A 25,315-nucleotide genomic window follows, 5' to 3' on the forward strand; every position below is an offset into this window, starting at 1 on the left:
TGATATGGCAATGACTTACCACCTGGACGTGGTCAGCGCAGAGCAACAGATGTTCTCTGGTCTGGTCGAGAAAATCCAGGTAACGGGTAGCGAAGGTGAACTGGGGATTTACCCGGGTCACGCCCCGCTGCTCACCGCCATTAAGCCTGGTATGATCCGCATCGTGAAACAGCACGGTCATGAAGAGTTTATCTATCTGTCTGGTGGCGTACTTGAAGTACAGCCGGGCACCGTGACCGTACTGGCTGATACCGCGATTCGTGGCCAGGATCTCGACGAAGCGCGAGCCCTGGAGTCGAAGCGTAAAGCAGAAGAGCACATTAAGAGCTCGCACGGCGACGTGGATTACGCTCAGGCGTCTGCGGAGCTGGCCAAAGCTATTGCGAAACTGCGCGTTATCGAGTTGACCAAAAAAGCGATGTAACACCGGCTTGAACGTACGAAGCCAGTCTGGTCTCCAGGCTGGCTTTTTTTATGTCCGCACGGGGTTCGCTAAGATTGTGAAATGGTGTTTTAAGTTTTTTGTGAGATTCATCACAAAAAAGTTGATCGATTAATCAACACAGCGTAGACTTCTTTTTGTGAAGTAAGTCACACTAATTAACTCATCGACCAGGAAAACATCATGAAACTGATTAACAAAATCATCGCTTTCTTCAATAACATGAACGTTTCTTTTGGTACGTTTAATCTGTAATCATCGAAATACCGCCAATTAAAACCACAACCGCTGGCGACGTGAACAGAGCATAACAAGGGCTGCCCAAGGGCGGCCTTTGTGTTTTATATATTCTGACAAAATATCGCCCGATCGGCCTGGATTCTCCTCTGCCGGATCCCTTTATACTCACCCTCACTTTGCGCCGAAGCGGCAGCTGATTTGCTGTGCCCTCTTTATTCAAGAGGCGAAAGAAATGTAAAAACATCAGCATAGCGGGTAAAGACACAGCAATATGTACGCGTTATGCAGTAATTCGTTTTATGATGGGTCAAACCAGGGGAATAAAAGCGGATAAAAGCGGCCGATCGCATGTTTTATACGCACCCCATTTCACGTTGAAAAAAATGTAGTATTTTCAACGGCGAAAGGTAAAAATTCTTCTTCAAATGAGAGTCAGGACGCGTATGTTAAACAGTAGCATGAGCGTGGTGATCCTTGCCGCTGGCAAGGGAACCCGTATGTATTCGGATCTTCCTAAAGTGCTTCATACTCTCGCCGGGAAAGCGATGGTACAGCATGTCATTGATGCCGCAAATAATCTAGGCGCAAGCCGGGTTCATCTGGTTTACGGCCACGGTGGCGATCTGCTTAAACAGACGCTGCGTGACGACAACCTGAACTGGGTCCTGCAGGCGGAACAGCTGGGTACGGGCCATGCTATGCAGCAGGCAGCCCCTGGCTTCGCCGACGACGAAGATATCCTGATGCTCTACGGCGACGTACCGCTGATCTCCGTTGAGACACTGCAGCGCCTGCGTGATGCAAAACCGCAGGGCGGCATTGGATTGTTAACCGTGAAACTTGACGATCCTACCGGCTATGGCCGTATCACCCGTGAAGATGGGAAGGTAACCGGTATCGTTGAGCACAAAGACGCGACTCCTGAACAGCATAAGATTCAGGAGATTAATACCGGGATCCTGATTGCCAACGGTGCGGATCTGAAGCGCTGGCTGGGCAAGCTCACCAACGATAATGCGCAGGGTGAATACTACATCACCGACATTATCGAGCTGGCTTACCTGGAAGGACGTGAGATCGCGGCGGTGCATCCGCAGCGCCTGAGCGAAGTCGAGGGCGTGAACAACCGCCTGCAGCTTGCTCGCCTTGAGCGCGTCTATCAGGCCGAGCAGGCAGAGAAGCTGCTACTGGCGGGCGTGATGCTGCGCGATCCGGCACGCTTTGACCTGCGCGGTACGCTGAGCCATGGTCGTGACATCGAGATCGACACCAACGTTATTCTGGAAGGTAACGTTACGCTGGGCAGCCGGGTCAAAATTGGCGCGGGCTGCGTGATCAAAAACAGCGTCATCGGTGATGACTGCGAGATCAGCCCTTACAGCGTGGTTGAAGATGCCACCCTGGAAGCCGCCTGCACCATCGGCCCGTTTGCCCGTCTGCGCCCAGGCGCGGAGCTGCTGGCCGGCGCGCACGTAGGCAACTTCGTTGAGATGAAAAAAGCGCGTCTCGGCAAAGGCTCGAAGGCGGGACATCTCACCTATCTCGGCGACGCGGAGATTGGCGACAACGTTAACATTGGCGCAGGAACCATTACCTGTAACTACGATGGTGCCAACAAGCATAAAACTATTATCGGCGACGATGTCTTTGTCGGCTCCGATTCACAGTTTATCGCCCCGGTGAGCGTGGCCAGCGGCGTTACCATCGCGGCGGGAACCACGGTGACTCGTGACGTCGCCGCAGACGAGCTGGTGATTAGCCGTGTGAAGCAGACCCATATCAAAGGCTGGAAGCGTCCGGTCAAGAAGAAGTAACGTTTTTGTAAGCCGGGCAGGTGGCAACGCCGTCCGGCAAACAGGGATGAGGAGGTCAATATAGATCTCCCGCCCACCAGCAGTAGCTATAAATATAACCCCACTCTCTACAAGGCTCGGGGCGCCCGGAAAACGGGTAACGCAGGTTGACCGACAACGCATGGCTTACGCCATAATCAGGAAATCTAACTATGTGTGGAATTGTTGGCGCAGTTGCGCAGCGTGATATTGCTGAAATCCTTCTCGAAGGCTTACGTCGTCTCGAATACCGTGGCTATGACTCTGCCGGCCTGGCAGTGGTCGACAGTGAAGGGCATATGACCCGCCTGCGTCGTCTCGGTAAAGTCCAGATGCTCTCTCAGGCAGCCGAAGAGCATCCGCTGCATGGCGGAACCGGTATTGCCCATACCCGTTGGGCAACGCACGGTGAACCGTCTGAAGGCAACGCTCACCCGCATGTCTCTGAACATATCGTGGTGGTGCATAACGGCATTATTGAGAACCACGAGCCGCTGCGCGAAGAGTTAAGATCGCGCGGCTATGAATTTGTCTCCGAAACCGATACCGAAGTGATCGCTCACCTGGTGCACTGGGAGCTGGCTAAAGGCGGCTCCCTGCGTGATGCCGTTCTGCGTACTATCCCGCAGCTGCGCGGCGCGTACGGTACGGTGATCATGGATACCCGCGATCCTGACACTCTGCTGGCTGCCCGCTCCGGTAGCCCGCTGGTTATCGGCCTTGGCATGGGCGAAAACTTCATCGCCTCCGACCAGCTGGCCCTGCTGCCGGTGACCCGCCGCTTTATCTTCCTCGAAGAGGGTGATATCGCGGAAGTGACCCGCCGTAGCGTCGTGGTATTTGATCGTTCAGGCCAAGAAGTGAAACGTCCGGACATCGAATCTAACCTGCAATATGACGCTGGCGATAAAGGTATCTACCGCCACTACATGCAGAAAGAGATCTACGAGCAGCCGAACGCCATTAAAAACACCCTGACCGGGCGTATCAGCCACGGCGAGATCGACCTCAGCGAGCTGGGCGAGAAAGCCAACGAGATGCTCTCTCAGGTTGAGCATATCCAGATTATCGCCTGCGGTACCTCCTACAACTCCGGGATGGTGTCTCGCTACTGGTTTGAATCACTGGCCGGCATCCCTTGCGATGTGGAAATCGCCTCTGAGTTCCGCTACCGCAAGTCGGCGGTGCGCCGCAACAGCCTGATGATCACCCTCTCCCAGTCCGGAGAGACGGCGGATACTCTGGCCGCGCTGCGCCTCTCCAAAGAGCTGGGCTACCTCGGTTCGCTGGCGATCTGTAACGTGCCTGGCTCCTCGCTGGTGCGTGAGTCCGACCTGGCGCTGATGACCAACGCCGGAACCGAGATCGGCGTGGCCTCCACCAAGGCCTTCACTACCCAGCTCACCGTGCTGCTGATGCTGGTGGCGAAGCTGAGCCGCCTGAAAGGCCTGGATGCTTCTATCGAGCAGGATATCGTGCATGGCCTGCAGGCGCTGCCGAACCGTATCGAGCAGATGCTCTCCCAGGATAAACGCATTGAAGCGCTGGCAGAGGACTTCTCTGAGAAGCACCACGCCCTGTTCCTTGGCCGTGGTGATCAGTACCCTATCGCGCTGGAAGGCGCGCTGAAGCTGAAAGAGATCTCCTACATCCACGCTGAAGCCTATGCCGCAGGCGAGCTGAAACACGGCCCGCTGGCGCTGATTGACGCCGATATGCCGGTTATCGTTGTGGCACCTAACAACGAACTGCTGGAAAAACTGAAGTCCAACATCGAAGAAGTTCGCGCCCGTAGCGGTGTGCTCTATGTCTTCGCTGGTCAGGATTCCGGTTTCACCAGCAGCGATAACATGCACATTATCGAACTGCCGCATGTGGAAGAGGTGATTGCGCCGATCTTCTACACCGTGCCGCTACAGCTGCTGGCCTACCACGTCGCGCTTATTAAAGGCACCGACGTTGACCAGCCGCGTAACCTCGCGAAATCTGTAACCGTAGAGTAATCTTCCTCTTACGTCCCGTCGCTACCGGCGGGACGTCTCTCCTCGTTGTGCTATTTTTAAACAATCCATAGACTATTTTCGGTCAAATAAACGCCTGTCATAAAAATGTCATAATACGTACATTTAACTGTCACCTGGTTGTCCTATTTTGCATATCGTAGAAACCAAACAACGATTTACGATCCCTCAGGAGACATTATGAAAGTCATGCGTACCACTGTCGCTACTGTTGTCGCCGCGACCTTATCCCTGAGCGCTTTCGCTGTTAATGCAGCGGCAAGCCTGACCGGCGCGGGTGCAACCTTCCCAGCGCCAGTGTATGCCAAATGGGCGGATACCTATCAGAAAGAGACCGGTAGCAAAGTTAACTACCAGGGTATCGGCTCCTCCGGCGGCGTGAAGCAGATCACTGCTAACACCGTGGATTTTGGCGCGTCTGATGCTCCGCTGTCTGACGAGAAACTGAATCAGGAAGGCCTGTTCCAGTTCCCGACCGTTATCGGTGGCGTGGTGCTGGCGGTTAACCTGCCGGGCGTGAAATCCGGTGAGCTGGTGCTGGATGGTAAAACGCTGGGTGACATCTACCTGGGCAAAATCAAAAAATGGGATGACGAAGCGATCGCTAAGCTCAACCCAGGCATGAAGCTGCCTTCACAGAATATCGCCGTAGTGCGTCGTGCTGACGGCTCCGGTACCTCTTTCGTCTTCACCAGTTACCTGGCGAAAGTGAACGAAGAGTGGAAATCGAAAATCGGTTCTGGCTCTACTGTGAACTGGCCGACTGGTCTGGGCGGGAAAGGTAACGACGGTATCGCCGCGTTCGTACAGCGTCTGCCGGGCTCTATCGGCTACGTTGAGTACGCCTACGCTAAGCAGAACAACCTGGCCTACACCAAGCTGGTCTCTGCCGATGGCAAACCGGTTTCTCCGACCGAAGAGAGCTTCTCTAACGCCGCGAAAGGCGTGGACTGGAGCAAAAGCTTCGCTCAGGACCTGACCAACCAGAAGGGTGACGATGCGTGGCCAATCACCTCCACCACCTTCATCCTGATCCACAAAGAGCAGAAGAAACCTGAGCAGGGCGCTGAAGTGCTGAAGTTCTTCGACTGGGCATATAAAGACGGTGCTAAACAGGCTAACGATCTGGATTACGCAACCCTACCGGACAGCGTGGTTGAACAGGTTCGTGCTGCATGGAAAACGAATGTGAAAGACAGCAGCGGTAAAGCGCTGTACTAACAGGATCTTTTTAACGAAGATGGCGGGTGGCGTAGGCTTCCCGCCCTACGGATAAAAACTGTAGGCCCGGTAAGCGTTCGCGCCACCGGGCAAATTCGTAAGACGTACATAACAGAAGAGTATTTTATGGCTGCAACCAAGCCTGCTTTTAACCCACCGGGTAAACAAGGTGACATGATCTTCGGCGCGCTGGTCAAACTGGCTGCGCTGATTGTGCTATTGCTGCTCGGCGGCATCATCATCTCGCTGATTGTCTCCTCCTGGCCAAGCATCCAGAAATTTGGTTTCTCCTTCCTGTGGACCAAAGAGTGGGACGCACCGAACGATATCTACGGCGCGCTGGTGCCGATCTACGGTACGCTGGTGACCTCCTTTATCGCGCTGCTTATCGCCGTTCCGGTGAGTTTTGGTATCGCGCTGTTTCTGACGGAGCTGGCTCCCGGCTGGCTGAAGCGTCCGCTGGGTATCGCCATTGAGCTGCTCGCCGCTATCCCCAGTATCGTTTACGGCATGTGGGGTCTGTTTATCTTCGCTCCGCTGTTTGCCACTTATTTCCAGGAGCCGGTAGGCAACGTGCTCTCCGCCATTCCGTTTGTCGGCGCGCTCTTCTCCGGCCCGGCATTTGGTATCGGTATCCTCGCGGCGGGTATTATTCTCGCCATCATGATCATTCCGTACATTGCCTCGGTAATGCGCGACGTATTCGAGCAGACGCCGGTGATGATGAAAGAGTCGGCCTACGGCATCGGCTGCACCACCTGGGAGGTGATCTGGCGCATCGTGCTGCCGTTCACCAAAAACGGTGTTATCGGCGGGGTGATGCTTGGCCTGGGCCGTGCGCTGGGTGAAACCATGGCGGTGACCTTTATTATCGGTAACACCTACCAGCTCGACAGCGCCTCACTCTATATGCCGGGCAACAGCATCACCTCTGCGCTGGCTAACGAATTTGCCGAAGCGGAGTCAGGGCTACACGTCGCCGCGCTGATGGAGCTGGGCCTGATCCTGTTTGTAATCACCTTTATCGTGCTGGCGATTTCGAAAGTGATGATCCTGCGTCTGGCGAAAAACGAGGGGGCACGCTAATGGCTACGCTCGAAATGCAAACCACGACGGAGCTGGCCGAGTCGCGCCGTAAAATGCAGGCTAAGCGCCGCATGAAAAACCGTCTCGCGCTGACGCTGTCGATGGCAACCATGGCGTTTGGCCTCTTCTGGCTGATCTGGATCCTCTTCTCTACCGTGACGCGCGGTATCGACGGCATGTCGCTGGCGCTGTTCACCGAGATGACTCCGCCGCCGAACACCGCTGGCGGTGGGCTGGCAAACGCCCTGGCGGGCAGCGGCCTGCTGATCCTCTGGGCAACCGTGTTTGGTACCCCGCTCGGCATTATGGCGGGCATCTACCTTGCCGAGTATGGACGCAAGTCCTGGCTGGCAGAGGTGATCCGTTTCATTAACGATATTCTGCTCTCCGCCCCCTCTATCGTGGTGGGTCTGTTTGTCTACACCATTGTAGTGGCGCAGATGGAGCACTTCTCCGGCTGGGCGGGCGTGATTGCGCTGGCGCTGCTGCAGGTACCGATTGTTATCCGCACCACCGAGAACATGCTGAAGCTGGTTCCGGACAGCCTGCGTGAAGCTGCCTATGCGCTGGGCACGCCGAAATGGAAGATGATCTCCGCGATTACGCTGAAGGCCTCTATCTCCGGCATCCTGACCGGCGTGCTGCTGGCGGTGGCGCGTATCGCCGGTGAAACCGCGCCGCTGCTCTTCACCTCCCTCTCCAATCAGTTCTGGAGCACGGACATGATGCAGCCTATCGCGAACCTTCCGGTCACCATATTTAAGTTTGCCATGAGCCCGTTTGCCGAGTGGCAACAGCTGGCCTGGGCTGGCGTACTGCTGATTACCCTGTGCGTGCTGCTGCTGAACATCCTGGCACGCGTTATCTTCGCGAAGAAGAACGGTTAAAATTAGGCGGCGTGGCCCCGGCCGCGCCCGATTGAGGAAAAGAGTAAAATGAGTATGGTTGAAACCACCTCCGGCAAGATTCAGGTTCGTGATTTGAACTTCTACTACGGGAAGTTCCACGCCCTGAAAAACATCAACCTGGATATCGCGAAGAATCAGGTAACGGCGTTTATCGGTCCGTCAGGCTGCGGTAAATCTACCCTGCTGCGTACCTTTAACAAAATGTACTCTCTCTATCCGGAACAGCGTGCCGAGGGTGAAATTCTGCTGGATGGCGAGAACATCCTTACCCACAGCCAGGATATTGCCCTGCTGCGTGCCAAAGTCGGGATGGTCTTCCAGAAGCCGACGCCGTTCCCGATGTCTATCTATGACAACATCGCTTTCGGCGTGCGCCTGTTTGAGAAGCTCTCCCGCGCCGACATGGACGAGCGTGTGCAGTGGGCATTGACCAAGGCCGCACTCTGGAACGAAACCAAAGATAAACTGCACCAGAGCGGATACTCTCTCTCCGGTGGTCAGCAGCAACGTCTGTGCATTGCGCGCGGTATCGCCATTCGTCCGGAAGTGCTGCTGCTGGATGAGCCGTGTTCAGCCCTCGACCCTATCTCTACCGGGCGTATTGAAGAGCTGATCACCGAGCTGAAGCAGGATTACACCGTAGTGATCGTGACCCACAACATGCAGCAGGCTGCACGTTGCTCCGACCATACGGCCTTTATGTATCTGGGCGAATTGATTGAGTTCAGCAACACGGACGATCTGTTCACCAAACCTGCTAAAAAGCAAACAGAAGACTATATCACTGGCCGCTACGGCTGATTCAGGAGTGCGTTATGGACAGTCTCAATCTTAATAAACATATCTCCGGCCAGTTTAACGCCGAGCTGGAGAGCATCCGCACTCAGGTAATGACCATGGGCGGGATGGTAGAGCAGCAGCTCTCTGATGCGATCACCGCCATGCACAATCAGGACAGCGAGCTGGCCAAGCGTGTCATTGCCGGTGACCATCAGGTCAATATGATGGAAGTGGCGATCGATGAGGCCTGCGTGCGCATTATCGCCAAGCGCCAGCCTACGGCGAGCGACCTGCGGCTGGTGATGGCGATCATTAAAACCATCGCCGAGCTGGAGCGTATCGGTGATGTTGCGGATAAAATCTGCCGCACGGCGCTGGAGAAGTTCTCCCAGCAGCACCAGCCGCTGCTGGTAAGCCTGGAGTCGCTGGGCCGCCATACGGTGCAGATGCTGCACGACGTGCTGGATGCCTTTGCGCGCATGGATCTTGATGAAGCGGTGCGTATCTACCGTGAAGACAAGAAGGTGGATCAGGAGTACGAAGGCATTGTGCGTCAGCTGATGACCTACATGATGGAAGATTCACGTACCATCCCAAGCGTATTGACCGCCCTGTTCTGCGCTCGCTCTATCGAGCGTATCGGCGACCGCTGCCAGAACATCTGCGAATACATCTTCTACTTCGTGAAGGGCCAGGATTTCCGTCACGTTGGCGGCGACGAGCTGGATAAACTGCTCGCCGGTAAAGATCCGAAAGAGTAACCTGCTTTGTCGCCTCTGTAGCGTTTGTAGGCCCGGTAAGCCTGCGCCACCGGGCAATTCGCCGGATGGCGCTGACGCTTATCCGGCCTACGTCTATTTCTGAGTGACGTTCCAGCCACGCGCTTTCCAGAGTTCTGGTAACTGAGCCAGATCGGTAAAGGTAGTCACCTTCGGGTGGTCGATCGGCTGGTTGTGCGGATCGGCACAGAAATAGAACACCTCCATTCCCGCATCAATCCCCGACTGCGCACCAGCCGCGGAGTCATCCACCAGAATGCACCTCGTCGGATCGACGTCCAGCGCGCTGGCGGCATGGAACATCAGGGCCGGGTCTGGCTTCCAGCGCTGAATGTCGTAGCCGCTGAAGAGCAGATCCGGGAAATGGTGCAGCATCCCAAGCTTGCCAAGAGAGTGCTGCATTTTGCTGACCGGGCCGTTCGAGACCACGCACATCGGCACGCTGACGGACTCTAGCAGCGCATCCGCCCCGGCGATAATCTCCAGCTCGGCATCGAACAGGCGTGCGACCTCGGCGCGGTAGATCGGCTCCAGCTCGGCTTTGGCCAGATTAACGCCATGCTCGGCGTTAATAATGTCGATGATTTCGTACAGCTTAACGCCTTTAAAGCGCTTAAAAATCTCCGCCAGATCGAGCGTAATGCCAAACTGCGCGAACATATGCACGTACGCACGGGAACAGATCACCTCGCTGTCGACCAGCGTGCCATCACAGTCGAAAAAAATCGCTTCTATTTGGGACATGCCGTTTCCTGTTTATTGCAAGTTTAACGTTTACTTAACGCAGATTTCTCCGCGCAATCGATGCCGTATAAGCAAAATCAATGAAAAAAAGTGTGTGATAACCGTCAACATTGTCGCATTTTGGTATAGGATAGCGACGAATTTTCCTTCCCTGTTCGGAAATAGATAATGAGCCAACAACACACTACCCAGGCCGCGGGCCAGGGGTTGCTCGACCGCGTGTTTAAACTGCGCGAGCATGGCACCACGGCACGCACCGAGGTGATCGCCGGTTTTACCACCTTCCTGACGATGGTCTACATCGTCTTTGTTAACCCACAGATTCTGGGTGTTGCTGGCATGGATACCAGCGCGGTATTCGTTACCACCTGTCTGATCGCCGCCTTTGGCAGCATTCTGATGGGACTCTTTGCTAACCTGCCGGTGGCGCTTGCGCCCGCGATGGGGCTGAACGCCTTCTTCGCCTTTGTGGTGGTTGGCGCAATGGGCCTGCCGTGGCAGGTGGGAATGGGCGCTATCTTCTGGGGCGCTATCGGCCTGCTGCTGCTAACTATCTTCCGCGTCCGCTACTGGATGATCGCAAATATCCCGGTGAGCCTGCGCGTCGGCATCACCAGCGGCATCGGTCTGTTCATCGGCATGATGGGTCTGAAAAATGCGGGTGTGATTGTGGCGAACCCGGAGACGCTGGTGACCATCGGCAATCTGACCTCCCACAGCGTGCTGCTGGGTGTGCTGGGCTTCTTTATCATCGCCATTCTGGCCTCGCGTAACGTCCATGCGGCGGTGCTGGTCTCTATCGTGGTAACTACCCTGTTGGGCTGGTGGCTGGGCGATGTGCACTACAGCGGGATTGTCTCTGCGCCGCCGAGCGTGACCAGCGTTGTCGGTCACGTTGATCTGGCAGGCTCGTTTAACCTTGGCCTTGCAGGCGTGATCTTCTCGTTTATGCTGGTTAACCTGTTCGACTCCTCCGGGACGCTGATTGGCGTGACCGATAAAGCCGGTCTGGCAGATGAGAAGGGTAAGTTCCCGCGTATGAAGCAGGCCCTGTTTGTTGACAGCGTCTCCTCCGTGGCAGGCTCCTTTATCGGTACCTCGTCGGTCACCGCCTATATCGAATCCTCTTCCGGCGTCTCCGTCGGCGGGCGCACCGGCCTCACCGCTGTCGTTGTGGGCGTGCTGTTCCTGCTGGTGATTTTCCTGTCGCCGCTGGCCGGGATGGTACCGCCGTATGCTGCTGCGGGTGCGCTGATCTACGTCGGCGTGCTGATGACCTCCAGCCTCTCCCGCGTGAAGTGGGACGATCTGACCGAAGCCGTGCCAGCGTTTATCACCGCCGTGATGATGCCGTTTAGCTTCTCGATTACCGAAGGCATTGCGCTGGGCTTTATCTCCTACTGCATCATGAAGATCGGTACCGGACGTTTCCGCGATCTCAGCCCGTGCGTGATTATCGTTGCGCTGCTGTTTGTGCTGAAGATTGTGTTTATCGACGCGCACTAACCGCTAAAAACTGGCCCGGCAGGCTTCGCGCTGCCGGGCTTTTTTTATGCCCTGACTTTCTTGATGTAATCGCCAAACGCCGTCAGCTGGCCGGTCAGATGGTCCAGCGTGCTCTGATCGATAACCTCGCCCGTCTGCGGGTCCACCTTGTTCTGGATCACCCCGCCCATAAACTCCGGCTTGTTCATTACCATCGCGTCGAGGAATACCAGAATCTGTCGCAGATGATACTGGCAGCGTGCGCCACCGATTGCGCCCATAGAGCTGGTCTGGATCAGCACCGGCTTACCTGCCAGCGGCTGCGCAGGCAGACGTGACAGCCAGTCGATAGCGTTCTTCAGGCCGCCCGGTACGGAGTAGTTATATTCCGGCGTCACAATTACCACGCCGTCGGCGTTGCGGATCTGCTCGGCAATGGCCTCAACGCTCTGCGGGAAACCCTCCTCCTGCTGGATATCGGCATCGTACAGCGGGATGTCGGCAATGGTCGGCAGCGGTACCACCGTCATGCCTTCCGGCGCAACCTTCGGCAGCGTGCGGGCTACCATCGCATTGAATGAGCCTTTACGCAGGCTGCCAAGTAACGTAACGACGTGCAGTGAATCAGACATCTCTACTCCTTACCGGTAAGTGTAGTGAAGCGAGTTACGCAGGCAGGCTGGTAAAACGCATCAGGCGAGTGGCGGGATTGTTTGCTCGGGTTTGTATATCTGGCAGGCAACGCCAGCCCCGCTTCGTATCAAACTCCCAAATCTTCAGGCTTTCAATGGCGGGTGAAACCGCCACCGACCAGATTAGCACGTCCTCCGCATCACAGAGCGCCTCAATGGGTTCAGGCTGCGCCGCGCGCAGCTTGCCGGAGCCGGGCAGCAGCTGTAGAAAACCCGAGGTATCTTGGGGCTGGCCGGCCATCTTTAGCATGCTCTGCCGCAGGGTGATGATTTGCGCCTGCGCCTCGTTGGGATCGCTCTGGTTGTTGATCCACAGCCTTTCGTTGCTGGTGAAGACCTGGCGCTCCGGAGCATGAGGCGTGTGAAAGCTGCGCGTTGCCCGCTGCAACTCCATATCCAGACCGCAGATGCCGCTGGTGGCGATCGCCACGCCCACCATATTCCCGGCATAGGCCAGCGAAAAGTGGGGCAGGCTACGATCGGCAAAGACCGGGCGACCATTGGGCTGGGTGATGATTTCAGGTAGCTCGCTTAAACCGTAGAGCATAAATATCAGTTCAGCGAGCAGAGCGCGCGAGGCTAAATAGCGGGTGCGGTGGTGTTCCGGCAACGCTCTGGCCCGATCGTGACAGGACGAGGGCAGGCGGACGGAGACCAGCTGTCCATCGGTAAGGATCCCTCTTGCAAAGTGTGTCGCCATTTTTCACTCCTTGATAATGGTTAGCCTGCTCGCCACGGTAAAGCAGTATTGCCTATTGTGTGCAGGTTTTAACACGGAAAAAAGGGGGTAAAAAGGACTCTGCGGGATTTTTACAATTCGGGTAAGGAGCGGGCAGAAGCAAGCGACACGCATCAGCGCCTTTGCTATGGCATAAGCTCCCCCTATCAATGCTCTTTTTATACTGTTTCTAATATTTAGGAAGTTAAAAACCAGTGAAGATTAATTATATAAAATACAAATTGGTAAGCGTTTACTTATATTTTTTAGTGCGGGATTCAAGCGAGGCTAAATTTTAAATTTATCGGTGTAGGTAAAATTAAAGTGAATGGTGGGGAGCAAAACCACACAAAAAGAATTGTCATTGAAAATTAATCGGTCGTACAATGCGATTAAACAAATATCTTAAGAGGTTTTTATGGCTTTCGTGTCTTTATCTACAATGGCAGCGAAAAGCGGCCGTGTGGTACAAAGCAACTATGTCACTGTTACTCAGCGCAGACGCACTGCTGGTTCTATTGAGCTGGGCTTCAGAATCAGTCGAAGTGCAATGGATACAACAGGAATCGAGATAGGCGATCGGGTTGATATCCTTTACGACAGTGAATCATCTGTGTGGATGATAAAAGCAGTTCTGGAGGGTGGCTTTGGCGTCGCAGGACAGAAAAATAAATCAGGTGAATATTCATCGTGTGTAATCAGAATCACATTCAGGCCAGGATTTCCTCGTTTGTCTGATGATGGTGATATATCGGTAAAACAGTTTTCACAGGATTCAGAAACTAAAATGGGGACAGGGAGGATTATTTTCAAACTGGGTGATGACTAAGGAGATATTAAAAAACCCGCATCAACACCAGTCAATGCGGGTTAACAACTCTTCACGTGTCTATATAACGCTTACTTCCCAATACAGAAGCTCGAGAAGATCCGTCCTAACAGGTCATCGGAGGTAAACTCGCCGGTGATCTCGCTCAGGCTCTGCTGGGCCAGACGCAGCTCTTCCGCCAGCAGTTCGCCCGCCCACGCACCCAGCAGCTGCGCTTTACCCTGCTGTAAATGCTCTGCCGCCAGCTCAAGCGCCTGCAGATGGCGACGACGGGCCAGGAAGCCACCTTCCATTTGCGTATCAAAGCCCATGCTCTGCTTGAGATGGTTACGCAGCACGTCAACGCCTTCGCCCGTGTAGGCGGAGAGGCGAACCAGTGAGTGACCATTCACCTCGCTGATACCCAGCGTCTCGCCGGTCAAATCGGCTTTATTACGTACCACGGTGATCGGCAGATTCGCGGGTAGACGGGCAATAAAGTCCGGCCAGATATCCGCCGGATCGACGGCGTCGGTGGTGGTGCCATCGACCATAAACAGCACCCGGTCGGCCTGCTCGATCTCCTGCCAGGCGCGCTCAATCCCAATGCGCTCTACCTCGTCGCTGGCGTCACGCAGCCCGGCGGTATCAATGATATGCAGCGGCATGCCGTCGATGTGGATATGCTCACGCAGCACGTCGCGGGTCGTACCGGCGATATCGGTAACAATGGCCGCCTCGCGCCCGGCCAGCGCGTTCAGCAGGCTCGATTTCCCGGCGTTCGGGCGACCGGCGATGACCACCTTCATCCCTTCACGCAGCAGGCTACCCTGACGTGCTTCCGCTCGTACGGCCTCGAGATCGGTCATCACACCGTTAAGCTGCGCTTCGATTTTGCCATCGGAGAGGAAGTCGATCTCTTCGTCCGGGAAATCAATTGCGGCTTCCACATAGATGCGCAGGTGAGTGAGTGCTTCCACCAGATGGTTAACGCGGGTGGAGAACGCCCCCTGTAGCGAGTTTAGCGCCGAGCGTGCGGCCTGCTCGGAGCTGGCGTCGATCAGGTCGGCAATCGCTTCAGCCTGGGCCAGGTCCAGCTTGTCGTTGAGAAACGCGCGTTCGGAAAACTCGCCGGGGCGAGCGATGCGCAGGCCGGGCAGGGTGAGGATGCGCTTTAGCAGCAGGTCGAGGATCACCGGCCCGCCGTGCCCCTGCAGCTCCAGCACGTCTTCGCCGGTAAAGGAGTTCGGGCCGGGGAACCAGAGGGCGATGCCCTGGTCCAGCGCCGTGCCGTCCGCATCGTTAAACGGCAGATAGTCGGCGTAGCGCGGTTTAGGCAGCTTGCCCAGCACAGCCTGCGCTACCTCGCGGGCCTTGAGGCCGGAGATGCGCAGAATGCCCACACCACCGCGTCCCGGTGGGGTTGCCTGGGCGACGATAGTGTCGTTATGGCTCATGATAGTTTTCCGAAATTTCAAAATAAAAAAGGCGGTCATTTGACCGCCTTGTCTAAAGAATGAAGCGTATTAGGAGCTCTTCTTCTCGCGGCTATGCAGGCCACGTTTCTCCAGACCGCGGTAGATCAGCTGCTGCTGCAGAATGGTCACCAGGTTGCTGACGATATAGTACAGCACCAGACCAGACGGGAACCACAGGAAGAAGACCGTAAAGATGACCGGCATAAAGGTCATGATCTTCTGCTGCATCGGGTCGGTCACGGTGGTCGGCGACATCTTCTGGATGAAGAACATCGTCACGCCCATCAGGATCGGCAGGATGTAGTACGGGTCCTGTGCAGACAGGTCATGGATCCACAGGGCGAACGGCGCATGGCGCAGCTCAATGGAGCCCATCAGCATGTAGTACAGCGCAAGGAAGATAGGCATCTGGATAACCAGCGGTAAGCAGCCGCCCAGCGGGTTAACCTTCTCAGCTTTATACAGGGCCATCATCTCCTGGCTCTGACGCTGCTTATCATCGCCCAGACGCTCACGCATGGCCTGAATCTTCGGCTGCAGCATACGCATCTTCGCCATGGAGGTGTACTGCGCCTTGGTCAGCGGGTACATGATGCCACGAACGATAAAGGTGATGATGATGATGGAGAAGCCCCAGTTGCCCAGGAAGCTATGGATCCACTTCAGCAGCTTGAACAGCGGCTGAGAGATAAACCACAGCCAGCCGTAATCCACGGTCAGATCCAGATGCGGCGCAACGGCAGCCATCTTGTCCTGAATTTCCGGGCCGACCCACAGGGTGCTGGTCAGCGCCGCGGTCTGCCCAGGCTGTACCAGTACCGGCGCAGATTTGTAGCCGATAGCAGCTACACCGTTGCCCAGGTTAGCGGTATAGAAGTTGTTCGCGACGTCGCTACGCGGGATCCATGCGGTGGCAAAATACTGCTGCAGCATGGCGACCCAGCCGCCGTTAGAGGAGACGTTCAGGTTCTCGTTGTCGGCGATAGTATCGAATTTATATTTTTCGTACTTCTCGTCCGGCGTAGAGTAGGCCGCACCGCGGAAGGTATGCAGGGCAAAGTTGCTGCTGCCGGTATCACGATGGGCTGGCAGATTGATGGACTGCTTCAGCTGGCCAAAGGTGGAGATCTCCAGCGGCTTCGTGCTGCTGTTCGCCACGTTGTAGCCCACGCTCACCGCATAATCACCGCGTTTCAGAGTGAAGGTTTTGGTGAAGGTGTTGCCTGCCGCGTCGGTGTAGGTCAGCGGGATCGCCAGTTCGTTCTGGCCGTCGGCCATCACAAAGGTGTCACTGTTGACGTTATACAGCGGACGCGCGCCGTTTGCCGGGTTATCCGGGCCGTCACGACCGGTCAGGCCGCTCTGTGCCTGATAGATGAACTCTGGCGTGGTTTCCAGCAGCTGGAACGGCTCGGTAGACTTCAGCTCTTTCGGGTAGCCCAACAGCAGGGCCTGCTCAACATCACCACCACGGGTGTTGATGACCAGCTCCAGCACGTCGGTCTTAACGGTAATGAGTTTCCCCTGGCCACTGGCCGGTACGCCCTGGTCTGCGGCACTACCCGCTGCGGTGGTCGTAGTCTGCGTGGTCTGCTGCGTCTGAGGCTGAGGATTTTTATCCTGCTCCCAGGCTTGCCAGATCATGAAAGACACGAACAACAAAGCGATGACAAAAAGATTGCGTTGCGAATCCATCGTTAGTGTTCTCTGGTATTAAAAGGTCCTGGCGGGACGGGGTCGTCACCACCCGGGTGTAAAGGGTGGCATTTTAATACGCGTTTCACCGTCAACCAACTGCCTTTTATCACCCCGAACCTGCGCAATGCCTCAATTCCATATTGCGAACAGGTCGGTGTGAAACGACAGTGCGGCCCAAGCAGCGGACTGATCAGGCGCTGATATACCCGGATGAGGGCTATCAGGAGCCGTGAGCCAGGCGACAGTGGCGGCGCCATAGTTTTTCCAACGCTTCCGTGAGAGCACGGTTATCGAGGTCAGCAACCCCCTTCTTCGCCACCACCACGAAATCCATTGCTGGCAGTTCATGCTGGCGTAAGCGGAAGCTTTCACGCGTCAGACGTTTGATCCGGTTGCGTTCATGCGCACGCTTAACATTTTTCTTGGCGACGGTAAGACCGATACGGGGATGCCCCAGCGAATTCAGGCGGCCGAGGATGGTGATTTGCGGCGTGCCAGCCCGTTGTGGCTGCTGGAAGACGAATGTGAAATGATTGGGAGTTAACAAGCGTAACTCCCTGGGAAATGCGAGCTTAACCACTCAGGGTTAGCTTTATTACTTGGAAACGGTCAGACGAGCGCGGCCTTTAGCACGACGACGTGCCAGAACCTGACGACCATTTTTAGTAGCCATACGAGCACGGAAGCCGTGAGAACGGTTGCGCTTCAGTACAGACGGTTGAAAAGTGCGTTTCATGGCGATTTCTACCTAAACTTGAATGAATTCACTGAATTTCGCGTCGGTCCGCTGGGCAGTGCCAACGTCTTACGCCTCAGTGTTGATGATTAAAGAGGCCGGATTGTAATAATTGTACACTCCGGAGTCAATTCTCTTTCCTTATATACCGCCTAAATTCCACCGTTTTCGCATGAAAAGTAGACGATAGTCGACGCAAGAAATCGAGCAGCGCGCGCCGGGTGGAGGATTATACGGGCTGAGGGCCAAAGCGCAAGGATCCTCCAGGATCAACATGAGATCCTTTACGTAAATTTTTATCGATCCTCATTAATTTTTCCAATATGCGGCCTAAATCGTGCCGCACCGGCGTCAGGATCGTTTACACTTAGCCGATTCGGATCGTCCTGTGGATAAATCGTGAAGAATCTGTGAGAAACAGAAGATCTCTTCGGCGGTTTACGTTATGATCCGCGGTCCCGATCCTGCATCCCGGATCCGGATCGGGGCAAAAAACCGCAAATAGCGGTTCGCACGTCACCCTTCAGGGGTCTTTTCGACGTGTGTCTACAATCATTAATTTCAGCTTTCGTCTTTTATTATCGACTTTTGTTCGAGTGGAGTCCGCCGTGTCACTTTCGCTTTGGCAGCAGTGTCTTGCCCGACTGCAGGATGAGTTACCAGCCACAGAATTCAGTATGTGGATCCGCCCGTTGCAGGCGGAACTGAGTGACAACACGCTGGCTTTGTATGCGCCAAACCGTTTTGTACTCGATTGGGTCAGGGACAAGTACCTCAATAATATCAACGGACTGCTGAACGAGTTCTGTGGCTCGGATACGCCACAGCTGCGCTTTGAAGTGGGTACCAGGCCGGTCGCCCATACCCTAAAGGAGCCGGCAAGCGTTGCCGCGCCTGCCCAGGTGGCGGCGGTGCAGATGCCGCGCGTAGCGCCTGCGCCGCGCGCGGGCTGGGACAACGTTCCCGCCCCGGCTGAGCCTACCTACCGCTCTAACGTTAACGTTAAACACACGTTTGATAACTTCGTCGAAGGTAAATCGAACCAGCTGGCCCGCGCGGCGGCTCGCCAGGTAGCCGATAACCCAGGCGGGGCGTATAACCCGCTGTTTCTTTACGGCGGCACGGGTCTTGGTAAGACGCACCTGCTGCACGCAGTGGGTAACGGCATCGTGGCACGCAAGCCCAATGCCAAAGTGGTCTATATGCACTCCGAGCGCTTCGTACAGGACATGGTAAAAGCCCTGCAGAACAACGCCATCGAAGAGTTTAAACGCTACTACCGCTCCGTGGACGCCCTGCTGATCGATGACATCCAGTTCTTTGCCAATAAAGAGCGCTCCCAGGAGGAGTTTTTCCACACCTTCAACGCTCTGCTGGAAGGCAACCAACAGATCATCCTCACCTCGGATCGTTATCCAAAAGAGATCAACGGCGTCGAGGATCGTCTGAAGTCGCGCTTCGGCTGGGGGTTGACCGTGGCGATCGAGCCGCCGGAGCTGGAAACCCGCGTAGCGATCCTGATGAAAAAGGCCGACGAAAACGACATTCGTCTGCCGGGTGAGGTGGCGTTCTTTATTGCCAAGCGTCTGCGCTCCAACGTGCGTGAGCTGGAGGGGGCGCTGAATCGCGTGATCGCCAACGCCAACTTCACCGGCCGCGCCATCACTATCGATTTCGTTCGTGAAGCGCTGCGCGATCTGCTGGCGCTCCAGGAAAAGCTGGTCACCATCGACAATATTCAGAAGACGGTGGCGGAGTACTACAAAATTAAAGTGGCGGATCTGCTCTCCAAGCGCCGATCCCGCTCGGTAGCGCGTCCGCGCCAGATGGCAATGGCGCTGGCCAAAGAGCTGACCAACCACAGCCTGCCGGAGATCGGCGATGCGTTTGGCGGCCGCGACCATACGACCGTGCTCCACGCCTGCCGTAAAATCGAGCAGCTGCGTGAAGAGAGCCATGATATCAAAGAAGATTTCTCCAATTTAATCCGAACTCTATCGTCGTGATGCTATGAAATTTACCGTTGAACGTGAACACCTATTAAAACCGCTTCAGCAGGTCAGTGGCCCGCTGGGTGGCCGTCCTACGCTGCCGATCCTGGGCAACCTGCTGTTGCAGGTGGCTGATGGCGCGCTGTCCCTCACTGGTACCGATCTGGAGATGGAGATGGTCGCCCGCGTCGTGCTGGCCCAGCCGCATGAGCCAGGCGCAACTACCGTCCCGGCGCGCAAATTCTTTGATATTTGCCGCGGCCTGCCGGAAGGCGCAGAGATCGCCGTGCAGCTGGAGGGCGATCGGATGCTGGTGCGCTCCGGGCGTAGCCGCTTCTCGCTGTCTACCTTGCCAGCAGCGGACTTCCCGAACCTCGACGACTGGCAGAGCGAAGTAGAGTTTACCCTGCCGCAGGCGACCATGAAGCGCCTGATCGAGGCGACCCAATTCTCAATGGCCCATCAGGACGTGCGCTACTACCTGAACGGTATGCTGTTTGAAACCGAAGGCGAAGAGCTGCGTACCGTGGCGACCGACGGTCACCGTCTGGCGGTCTGTTCCATGCCGGTAGGGCAGTCGCTGCCGAACCATTCGGTGATCGTGCCGCGTAAAGGCGTAATTGAGCTGATGCGTATGCTCGACGGCGGGGAGACGCCGCTGCAGGTGCAGATCGGCAGCAATAACATCCGCGCACACGTGGGCGACTTTATCTTCACCTCCAAGCTGGTGGATGGTCGCTTCCCGGACTACCGCCGCGTGCTGCCGAAGAATCCGGATAAGCACCTCGACGCCGGCTGCGATATTCTCAAGCAGGCCTTCGCCCGCGCCGCTATTCTCTCTAACGAGAAGTTCCGTGGCGTGCGCCTCTACGTTAGCGAAAACCAGCTCAAAATCACCGCTAACAACCCAGAGCAGGAAGAGGCCGAAGAGATCCTCGATGTCACCTATGCCGGGACGGAGATGGAGATCGGCTTTAACGTCAGCTATGTGCTGGACGTGCTCAACGCGCTGAAGTGCGAAAACGTGCGTATCCTGCTGACCGATTCGGTTTCGAGCGTGCAGATAGAAGATGCGGCCAGCCAGAGTGCGGCTTACGTTGTTATGCCAATGAGACTGTAATGTCGCTCACCCGCCTGTTGATCCGCGACTTTCGCAATATCGAAAGCGCGGATCTTGCTCTCTCCCCCGGCTTTAACTTCCTGGTTGGCGCTAACGGCAGCGGCAAGACTAGCGTGCTGGAAGCGATCTATACGCTCGGTCACGGCCGGGCGTTTCGCAGCTTGCAGATTGGTCGCGTCATCCGCCACGAGCAGGAGTCGTTTATCCTGCATGGCCGTTTGCAGGGTGAGGAGCGTGAAACCTCCATCGGCCTGACCAAAGATAAGCACGGGGACAGCACTGTCCGCATTGACGGCACCGACGGCCATAAGGTGGCTGAGCTGGCGCTGCTGATGCCGATGCAGCTGATTACCCCCGAGGGGTTTACTTTACTCAACGGCGGCCCCAAATACAGAAGAGCCTTCCTCGACTGGGGGTGCTTCCATAACGAAGCCGGGTTCTTCACTGCCTGGAGCAATCTGAAGCGACTCCTGAAGCAGCGCAACGCTGCCCTGCGGCAGGTGACGCAATACTCCCAGCTCCGTCCATGGGACAAGGAGCTGATCCCGCTGGCGGAGCAGATCAGCCGCTGGCGGGCCGACTACAGTACCGCCATCGCCCAGGACATGGCGGACACCTGTAAGCAGTTTCTGCCGGAGTTCTCCCTGAGCTTCTCCTTCCAGCGCGGCTGGGAGAAAGAGGCCGATTACGGCGAGGTACTGGCGCGTAGCTTTGAGCGTGACAGGGCGTTGACCTACACCGCCCATGGCCCGCACAAGGCGGATTTCCGCATTCGTGCCGACGGCGCGCCGGTAGAGGATACCCTCTCCCGTGGGCAGCTTAAGCTACTGATGTGCGCCCTGCGCCTGGCGCAGGGGGAGTTCCTGACCCGCGAGAGCGGGCGGCGCTGTTTATACCTGATAGATGATTTTGCCTCAGAGCTTGATGACAGGCGGCGCGCGCTACTGGCGAGCCGCTTAAAAGCTACCCAGTCACAGGTCTTTGTCAGCGCAATTAGCGCTGAACACGTAATGGACATGTCGGACAAAAATTCGAAGATGTTCACCGTGGAAAAGGGTAAAATAGCAGACTAATCCAAGACAAATTGAGCGAGAAACGTTGATGTCGAATTCTTATGACTCCTCCAGTATCAAAGTCCTGAAAGGGCTGGATGCGGTGCGTAAGCGCCCGGGTATGTATATCGGCGACACGGATGACGGTACCGGCCTGCACCATATGGTATTTGAGGTGGTAGATAACGCTATCGACGAGGCGCTCGCGGGTCACTGTAAAGATATCGTCGTGACGATCCACGCCGATAACTCCGTGTCGGTCTCGGATGATGGCCGTGGGATCCCCACCGGTATTCACCCGGAAGAGGGCGTCTCTGCCGCCGAAGTTATTATGACCGTGCTGCACGCAGGCGGTAAATTTGATGATAACTCCTATAAAGTGTCCGGCGGCCTGCATGGCGTGGGCGTCTCCGTGGTTAACGCCCTGTCGCAGAAGCTTGAGCTGCTGATCCGCCGCGAAGGCAAAGTGCACCAGCAGACCTACGTGCACGGCGTGCCGCAGGCACCGCTGGCGATCACCGGCGACACTGACGTCACCGGGACCGTGGTGCGTTTCTGGCCTAGCCTTGAGACCTTCACCAACGTCACCGAATTTGAGTATGAGATCCTGGCCAAGCGCCTGCGCGAGCTGTCGTTCCTGAACTCTGGCGTCTCTATTCGCCTTGTGGATAAGCGCGACGGCAAAGAGGATCACTTCCACTACGAGGGCGGCATCAAGGCGTTTGTTGAGTACCTCAACAAAAACAAAACGCCGATCCACCCGAGCATCTTCTACTTCTCTACCGAAAAAGATGGGATTGGCGTGGAAGTGGCCCTGCAGTGGAACGATGGCTTCCAGGAAAACATCTACTGCTTTACCAACAACATTCCGCAGCGCGACGGCGGTACCCACCTTGCGGGCTTCCGTGCGGCGATGACCCGTACCCTGAACGCCTACATGGACAAAGAGGGCTACAGCAAGAAAGCCAAGGTTAGCGCCACCGGTGATGACGCCCGTGAAGGCCTGATCGCCGTGGTCTCGGTGAAGGTGCCGGATCCGAAGTTCTCCTCCCAGACCAAAGACAAGCTGGTCTCCTCCGAGGTGAAGTCGGCGGTTGAACAGCAGATGAACGAGCTGCTGTCCGAATACCTGCTGGAAAACCCGTCCGATGCCAAAATCGTGGTCGGTAAAATTATCGACGCTGCCCGCGCCCGTGAAGCGGCACGCCGCGCCCGTGAGATGACCCGCCGTAAAGGCGCGCTCGATCTCGCAGGCCTGCCGGGCAAGCTGGCGGACTGTCAGGAGCGCGACCCGGCCCACTCTGAACTCTACCTGGTGGAAGGGGACTCGGCGGGCGGCTCGGCGAAACAGGGTCGTAACCGTAAGAACCAGGCTATTCTGCCGCTGAAGGGTAAAATCCTTAACGTTGAGAAAGCCCGTTTCGACAAGATGCTGGCCTCTCAGGAAGTGGCGACGCTGATCACTGCTCTGGGCTGCGGCATTGGCCGTGACGAGTACAACCCGGATAAGCTGCGCTATCACAGCATCATCATCATGACCGATGCGGACGTCGATGGCTCGCACATCCGTACGCTGCTGCTGACCTTCTTCTACCGCCAGATGCCAGAGATCATCGAACGCGGTCACGTCTACATTGCCCAGCCGCCGCTCTATAAGGTGAAAAAGGGCAAGCAGGAGCAGTACATCAAAGATGACGAGGCGATGGATCAGTACCAGATCTCCATCGCGCTGGATGGCGCTACCCTGCACTCCAATGCCCAGGCGCCTGCTCTGTCCGGCGAAGCGTTAGAGAAGCTGGTGTCTGAGTACAACACGACGCAGAAGATGATCAACCGTATGGAGCGCCGCTTCCCGAAAGCTCTGCTGAAGGAGCTGGTTTACCAGCCGACGCTGACGGAAGAGAACCTGGCGGATGAGCAAGCGGTCACGCGCTGGGTCAACGCGCTGGTAAGCGATCTGAACGAAAAAGAGCAGCACGGCAGCCAGTGGAAGTTCGATATCAGCGAAAATGCGGAACAGCAACTGTTCGAGCCGGTGATCCGCGTGCGCACCCACGGCGTGGATTCCGACTACCCGCTGGATCGTGAGTTTGTGACCGGTGGTGAATACCGTCGCATTCGCTCTCTGGGTAAGCAGCTGGAAGATGTGATTGAGGATGATGCCTTTATTGAACGTGGCGAGCGCCGTCAGCCGGTAGACAGCTTTGAGCAGGCGCTGGAGTGGCTGGTGAAAGAGTCGCGCCGTGGCCTCGCTATTCAGCGCTACAAAGGTCTGGGCGAGATGAACCCGGAGCAGCTGTGGGAAACCACGATGGATCCGGAGAGCCGCCGCATGCTGCGCGTGACCGTGAAGGATGCGATCGCAGCCGACCAGCTCTTCACTACCCTGATGGGCGACGCCGTTGAACCGCGTCGTGCGTTTATCGAAGAGAACGCCCTGAAAGCGGCCAATATCGATATCTAATCGGTTTGTACCCCGGCGGCGCTACGCCTGCCGGGGCTACCCTTCTTGTAAATGGGGAATATATCGCCCCGCTCCTGTCCCCCTTTTCCCCCGACGCGCTTACTGTCTTTTGAGCAGAATCACGCTAGCATAAGAGTTAACTCTTTTACGCTGGGGAACCCATGGCTATCAAACTCATTGCAATCGACATGGACGGCACTTTGTTGCTGCCGGACCATACCATTTCACCTGCCGTTAAAAATGCGATTGCCGCCGCGCGCGAGCGTGGGGTCAACGTGGTGCTGACGACCGGGCGTCCCTATGCTGGCGTGCACACCTACCTGAAAGAGCTGCATATGGACAGGCCGGGTGACTACTGCATCACCTATAACGGCGCGCTGGTGCAGAAAGCCAGCGACGGCAGCACCGTGGCGCAAACCACGCTCAGCTATGACGACTACCGCTACCTCGAGCAGCTCTCCCGCGAGGTTGGCTCGCACTTCCACGCTCTCGATCGCAACACGCTCTATACCGCCAACCGCGACATCAGCTACTACACGGTGCACGAATCCTACGTTGCCACCATTCCGCTGGTGTTCTGCGAGGCCGAGAAGATGGATCCAGCCATCGAGCTGCTGAAGGTGATGATGATTGACGAACCGGCGATCCTCGACCAGGCAATATCCCGCATTCCGGCCGAGGTAAAAGAGAAGTACACCGTGCTGAAAAGCGCGCCTTACTTCCTTGAGATCCTCAATAAAAGCGTCACCAAAGGCACCGGCGTGAAATCCCTGGCCGATGCGCTGGACATCAAGCCGGAAGAGATCATGGCGATTGGCGATCAGGAGAACGACATCGCCATGCTGGAGTATGCTGGTATGGGCGTTGCCATGGACAATGCCATCCCGTCGGTGAAAGAGGTCGCCAATTTCGTGACCAAAACCAATATCGAAGACGGCGTGGCTTACGCTATCGAGAAGTTTGTCCTGAACTAAATTTAGCTTTTCCCGCCTGCCATAAGCCCGCACCTCGCTGCGGGTT

Annotated in this window: 23 protein-coding genes; 15 read left to right on the top strand and 8 right to left on the bottom strand. The window is 56.2% G+C overall.

Annotation, left to right across the window (positions count from 1 at the left end; translation table 11 throughout):
* Window positions 1-4: 4 nt before the first annotated feature.
* From RTM13_RS08470 to phoU, 8 genes are all read left to right on the top strand, one after another.
* Window positions 5-424: a F0F1 ATP synthase subunit epsilon gene (locus RTM13_RS08470; protein ID WP_103820588.1), complete on the top strand. Its 420-nt coding sequence runs from the start codon at window positions 5-7 to the stop codon at window positions 422-424.
* Window positions 425-1,125: 701 nt separating this feature from the next.
* Window positions 1,126-2,496, top strand: a complete 1,371-nt coding sequence (gene glmU / locus RTM13_RS08475; protein WP_312211634.1) for a bifunctional UDP-N-acetylglucosamine diphosphorylase/glucosamine-1-phosphate N-acetyltransferase GlmU — start codon at window positions 1,126-1,128, stop codon at window positions 2,494-2,496.
* Between the two features lie 191 nt (window positions 2,497-2,687).
* The gene (gene glmS / locus RTM13_RS08480) at window positions 2,688-4,517 is read left to right on the top strand and encodes a glutamine--fructose-6-phosphate transaminase (isomerizing) (RefSeq protein ID WP_312211635.1); all 1,830 of its coding nucleotides are present in this window, start codon (window positions 2,688-2,690) and stop codon (window positions 4,515-4,517) included.
* A gap of 198 nt (window positions 4,518-4,715) precedes the next feature.
* Window positions 4,716-5,756: a phosphate ABC transporter substrate-binding protein PstS gene (gene pstS, locus RTM13_RS08485; protein ID WP_312211636.1), complete on the top strand. Its 1,041-nt coding sequence runs from the start codon at window positions 4,716-4,718 to the stop codon at window positions 5,754-5,756.
* Between the two features lie 126 nt (window positions 5,757-5,882).
* The gene (gene pstC / locus RTM13_RS08490) at window positions 5,883-6,842 is read left to right on the top strand and encodes a phosphate ABC transporter permease PstC (RefSeq protein WP_103820584.1); all 960 of its coding nucleotides are present in this window, start codon (window positions 5,883-5,885) and stop codon (window positions 6,840-6,842) included.
* Window positions 6,842-7,729, top strand: a complete 888-nt coding sequence (gene pstA / locus RTM13_RS08495; protein ID WP_312211637.1) for a phosphate ABC transporter permease PstA — start codon at window positions 6,842-6,844, stop codon at window positions 7,727-7,729. The genes pstC and pstA overlap by 1 nt, the downstream gene beginning before the upstream one ends.
* 48 nt (window positions 7,730-7,777) lie before the next feature.
* Window positions 7,778-8,551 carry a phosphate ABC transporter ATP-binding protein PstB gene (pstB, locus tag RTM13_RS08500; RefSeq protein WP_312211638.1) on the top strand — a complete coding sequence of 258 codons (774 nt, stop codon included), beginning with the start codon at window positions 7,778-7,780 and terminating at the stop codon, window positions 8,549-8,551.
* A 14-nt stretch (window positions 8,552-8,565) separates the two neighbouring features.
* A complete protein-coding gene (gene phoU / locus RTM13_RS08505) occupies window positions 8,566-9,291 on the top strand; it encodes a phosphate signaling complex protein PhoU (RefSeq protein WP_312211639.1) in 726 nt (241 codons plus the stop codon).
* A gap of 93 nt (window positions 9,292-9,384) precedes the next feature.
* Here phoU and yieH read toward each other — a convergent pair whose 3' ends face one another.
* Window positions 9,385-10,053, bottom strand: a complete 669-nt coding sequence (gene yieH / locus RTM13_RS08510; RefSeq protein WP_312211640.1) for a 6-phosphogluconate phosphatase — start codon at window positions 10,051-10,053, stop codon at window positions 9,385-9,387.
* A gap of 168 nt (window positions 10,054-10,221) precedes the next feature.
* Between yieH and adeP the strand changes: the two genes are divergently transcribed.
* On the top strand, window positions 10,222-11,559 hold the full coding sequence (gene adeP / locus RTM13_RS08515; RefSeq protein ID WP_141092966.1) for an adenine permease AdeP: 1,338 nt from the start codon (window positions 10,222-10,224) through the stop codon (window positions 11,557-11,559).
* A 44-nt stretch (window positions 11,560-11,603) separates the two neighbouring features.
* Here adeP and RTM13_RS08520 read toward each other — a convergent pair whose 3' ends face one another.
* Together RTM13_RS08520 and RTM13_RS08525 are read right to left on the bottom strand one after the other, a co-directional pair.
* Entirely contained in the window at window positions 11,604-12,170 is a 567-nt protein-coding gene (locus tag RTM13_RS08520) for an NADPH-dependent FMN reductase (RefSeq protein ID WP_312211641.1), read from the bottom strand.
* A 34-nt stretch (window positions 12,171-12,204) separates the two neighbouring features.
* Entirely contained in the window at window positions 12,205-12,930 is a 726-nt protein-coding gene (locus RTM13_RS08525) for a hypothetical protein (protein WP_312211642.1), read from the bottom strand.
* A 436-nt stretch (window positions 12,931-13,366) separates the two neighbouring features.
* Between RTM13_RS08525 and RTM13_RS08530 the strand changes: the two genes are divergently transcribed.
* Complete coding sequence (locus tag RTM13_RS08530; RefSeq protein ID WP_312211643.1) at window positions 13,367-13,777, top strand: hypothetical protein; 411 nt, start codon at window positions 13,367-13,369, stop codon at window positions 13,775-13,777.
* 71 nt (window positions 13,778-13,848) lie between these two features.
* Here the strand turns inward: RTM13_RS08530 and mnmE are convergent, their stop codons facing one another.
* The 5 genes from mnmE to rpmH all read right to left on the bottom strand — a co-directional run bounded on the left by mnmE (window position 13,849) and on the right by rpmH (window position 17,668).
* The gene (gene mnmE / locus RTM13_RS08535; RefSeq protein WP_312211644.1) at window positions 13,849-15,213 is read right to left on the bottom strand and encodes a tRNA uridine-5-carboxymethylaminomethyl(34) synthesis GTPase MnmE; all 1,365 of its coding nucleotides are present in this window, start codon (window positions 15,211-15,213) and stop codon (window positions 13,849-13,851) included.
* Between the two features lie 69 nt (window positions 15,214-15,282).
* A complete protein-coding gene (yidC, locus tag RTM13_RS08540) occupies window positions 15,283-16,929 on the bottom strand; it encodes a membrane protein insertase YidC (protein WP_312211645.1) in 1,647 nt (548 codons plus the stop codon).
* A 2-nt stretch (window positions 16,930-16,931) separates the two neighbouring features.
* A complete protein-coding gene (yidD, locus tag RTM13_RS08545; RefSeq protein WP_015966614.1) occupies window positions 16,932-17,189 on the bottom strand; it encodes a membrane protein insertion efficiency factor YidD in 258 nt (85 codons plus the stop codon).
* Window positions 17,153-17,512 (bottom strand): ribonuclease P protein component, encoded by a 360-nt coding sequence (gene rnpA, locus RTM13_RS08550; RefSeq protein ID WP_042393473.1) that lies wholly within the window; start codon window positions 17,510-17,512, stop codon window positions 17,153-17,155. The genes yidD and rnpA overlap by 37 nt, the downstream gene beginning before the upstream one ends.
* Window positions 17,513-17,527: 15 nt before the next feature.
* Window positions 17,528-17,668 (bottom strand): 50S ribosomal protein L34, encoded by a 141-nt coding sequence (gene rpmH / locus RTM13_RS08555; protein WP_000831330.1) that lies wholly within the window; start codon window positions 17,666-17,668, stop codon window positions 17,528-17,530.
* A 608-nt stretch (window positions 17,669-18,276) separates the two neighbouring features.
* On the opposite strand from rpmH, the gene dnaA reads away from it, so the two are divergent.
* The 5 genes from dnaA (at window position 18,277) to yidA (ending at window position 25,269) form a co-directional block, all read left to right on the top strand.
* On the top strand, window positions 18,277-19,674 hold the full coding sequence (dnaA, locus tag RTM13_RS08560; RefSeq protein WP_103820573.1) for a chromosomal replication initiator protein DnaA: 1,398 nt from the start codon (window positions 18,277-18,279) through the stop codon (window positions 19,672-19,674).
* Between the two features lie 4 nt (window positions 19,675-19,678).
* Window positions 19,679-20,779, top strand: a complete 1,101-nt coding sequence (dnaN, locus tag RTM13_RS08565) for a DNA polymerase III subunit beta (RefSeq protein ID WP_312211646.1) — start codon at window positions 19,679-19,681, stop codon at window positions 20,777-20,779.
* Window positions 20,779-21,852, top strand: coding sequence for a DNA replication/repair protein RecF (gene recF / locus RTM13_RS08570; RefSeq protein ID WP_312211647.1), 1,074 nt, complete (start codon window positions 20,779-20,781; stop codon window positions 21,850-21,852). Before dnaN ends, recF begins: the two co-directional genes overlap by 1 nt.
* A gap of 28 nt (window positions 21,853-21,880) precedes the next feature.
* Window positions 21,881-24,295, top strand: a complete 2,415-nt coding sequence (gyrB, locus tag RTM13_RS08575; RefSeq protein ID WP_312211648.1) for a DNA topoisomerase (ATP-hydrolyzing) subunit B — start codon at window positions 21,881-21,883, stop codon at window positions 24,293-24,295.
* Window positions 24,296-24,456: 161 nt separating this feature from the next.
* Entirely contained in the window at window positions 24,457-25,269 is an 813-nt protein-coding gene (gene yidA, locus RTM13_RS08580) for a sugar-phosphatase (RefSeq protein ID WP_312211649.1), read from the top strand.
* The last annotated feature ends 46 nt before the right edge of the window (window positions 25,270-25,315 follow it).

It is taken from the genome of Pseudescherichia sp., from assembly GCF_031979925.1.
In the GTDB taxonomy this organism is placed as follows: Bacteria; Pseudomonadota; Gammaproteobacteria; order Enterobacterales; family Enterobacteriaceae; genus Pseudescherichia.

Coding starts and splice junctions, on each gene's coding strand:
- RTM13_RS08470 (WP_103820588.1), top strand. CDS start 5: ATGGCAATGACTTACCACCTGGACGTGGTCAGCGCAGAGCAACAGATG.
- glmU (WP_312211634.1), top strand. CDS start 1,126: ATGTTAAACAGTAGCATGAGCGTGGTGATCCTTGCCGCTGGCAAGGGA.
- glmS (WP_312211635.1), top strand. CDS start 2,688: ATGTGTGGAATTGTTGGCGCAGTTGCGCAGCGTGATATTGCTGAAATC.
- pstS (WP_312211636.1), top strand. CDS start 4,716: ATGAAAGTCATGCGTACCACTGTCGCTACTGTTGTCGCCGCGACCTTA.
- pstC (WP_103820584.1), top strand. CDS start 5,883: ATGGCTGCAACCAAGCCTGCTTTTAACCCACCGGGTAAACAAGGTGAC.
- pstA (WP_312211637.1), top strand. CDS start 6,842: ATGGCTACGCTCGAAATGCAAACCACGACGGAGCTGGCCGAGTCGCGC.
- pstB (WP_312211638.1), top strand. CDS start 7,778: ATGAGTATGGTTGAAACCACCTCCGGCAAGATTCAGGTTCGTGATTTG.
- phoU (WP_312211639.1), top strand. CDS start 8,566: ATGGACAGTCTCAATCTTAATAAACATATCTCCGGCCAGTTTAACGCC.
- yieH (WP_312211640.1), bottom strand. CDS start 10,053: ATGTCCCAAATAGAAGCGATTTTTTTCGACTGTGATGGCACGCTGGTC.
- adeP (WP_141092966.1), top strand. CDS start 10,222: ATGAGCCAACAACACACTACCCAGGCCGCGGGCCAGGGGTTGCTCGAC.
- RTM13_RS08520 (WP_312211641.1), bottom strand. CDS start 12,170: ATGTCTGATTCACTGCACGTCGTTACGTTACTTGGCAGCCTGCGTAAA.
- RTM13_RS08525 (WP_312211642.1), bottom strand. CDS start 12,930: ATGGCGACACACTTTGCAAGAGGGATCCTTACCGATGGACAGCTGGTC.
- RTM13_RS08530 (WP_312211643.1), top strand. CDS start 13,367: ATGGCTTTCGTGTCTTTATCTACAATGGCAGCGAAAAGCGGCCGTGTG.
- mnmE (WP_312211644.1), bottom strand. CDS start 15,213: ATGAGCCATAACGACACTATCGTCGCCCAGGCAACCCCACCGGGACGC.
- yidC (WP_312211645.1), bottom strand. CDS start 16,929: ATGGATTCGCAACGCAATCTTTTTGTCATCGCTTTGTTGTTCGTGTCT.
- yidD (WP_015966614.1), bottom strand. CDS start 17,189: ATGGCGCCGCCACTGTCGCCTGGCTCACGGCTCCTGATAGCCCTCATC.
- rpmH (WP_000831330.1), bottom strand. CDS start 17,668: ATGAAACGCACTTTTCAACCGTCTGTACTGAAGCGCAACCGTTCTCAC.
- dnaN (WP_312211646.1), top strand. CDS start 19,679: ATGAAATTTACCGTTGAACGTGAACACCTATTAAAACCGCTTCAGCAG.
- recF (WP_312211647.1), top strand. CDS start 20,779: ATGTCGCTCACCCGCCTGTTGATCCGCGACTTTCGCAATATCGAAAGC.
- gyrB (WP_312211648.1), top strand. CDS start 21,881: ATGTCGAATTCTTATGACTCCTCCAGTATCAAAGTCCTGAAAGGGCTG.
- yidA (WP_312211649.1), top strand. CDS start 24,457: ATGGCTATCAAACTCATTGCAATCGACATGGACGGCACTTTGTTGCTG.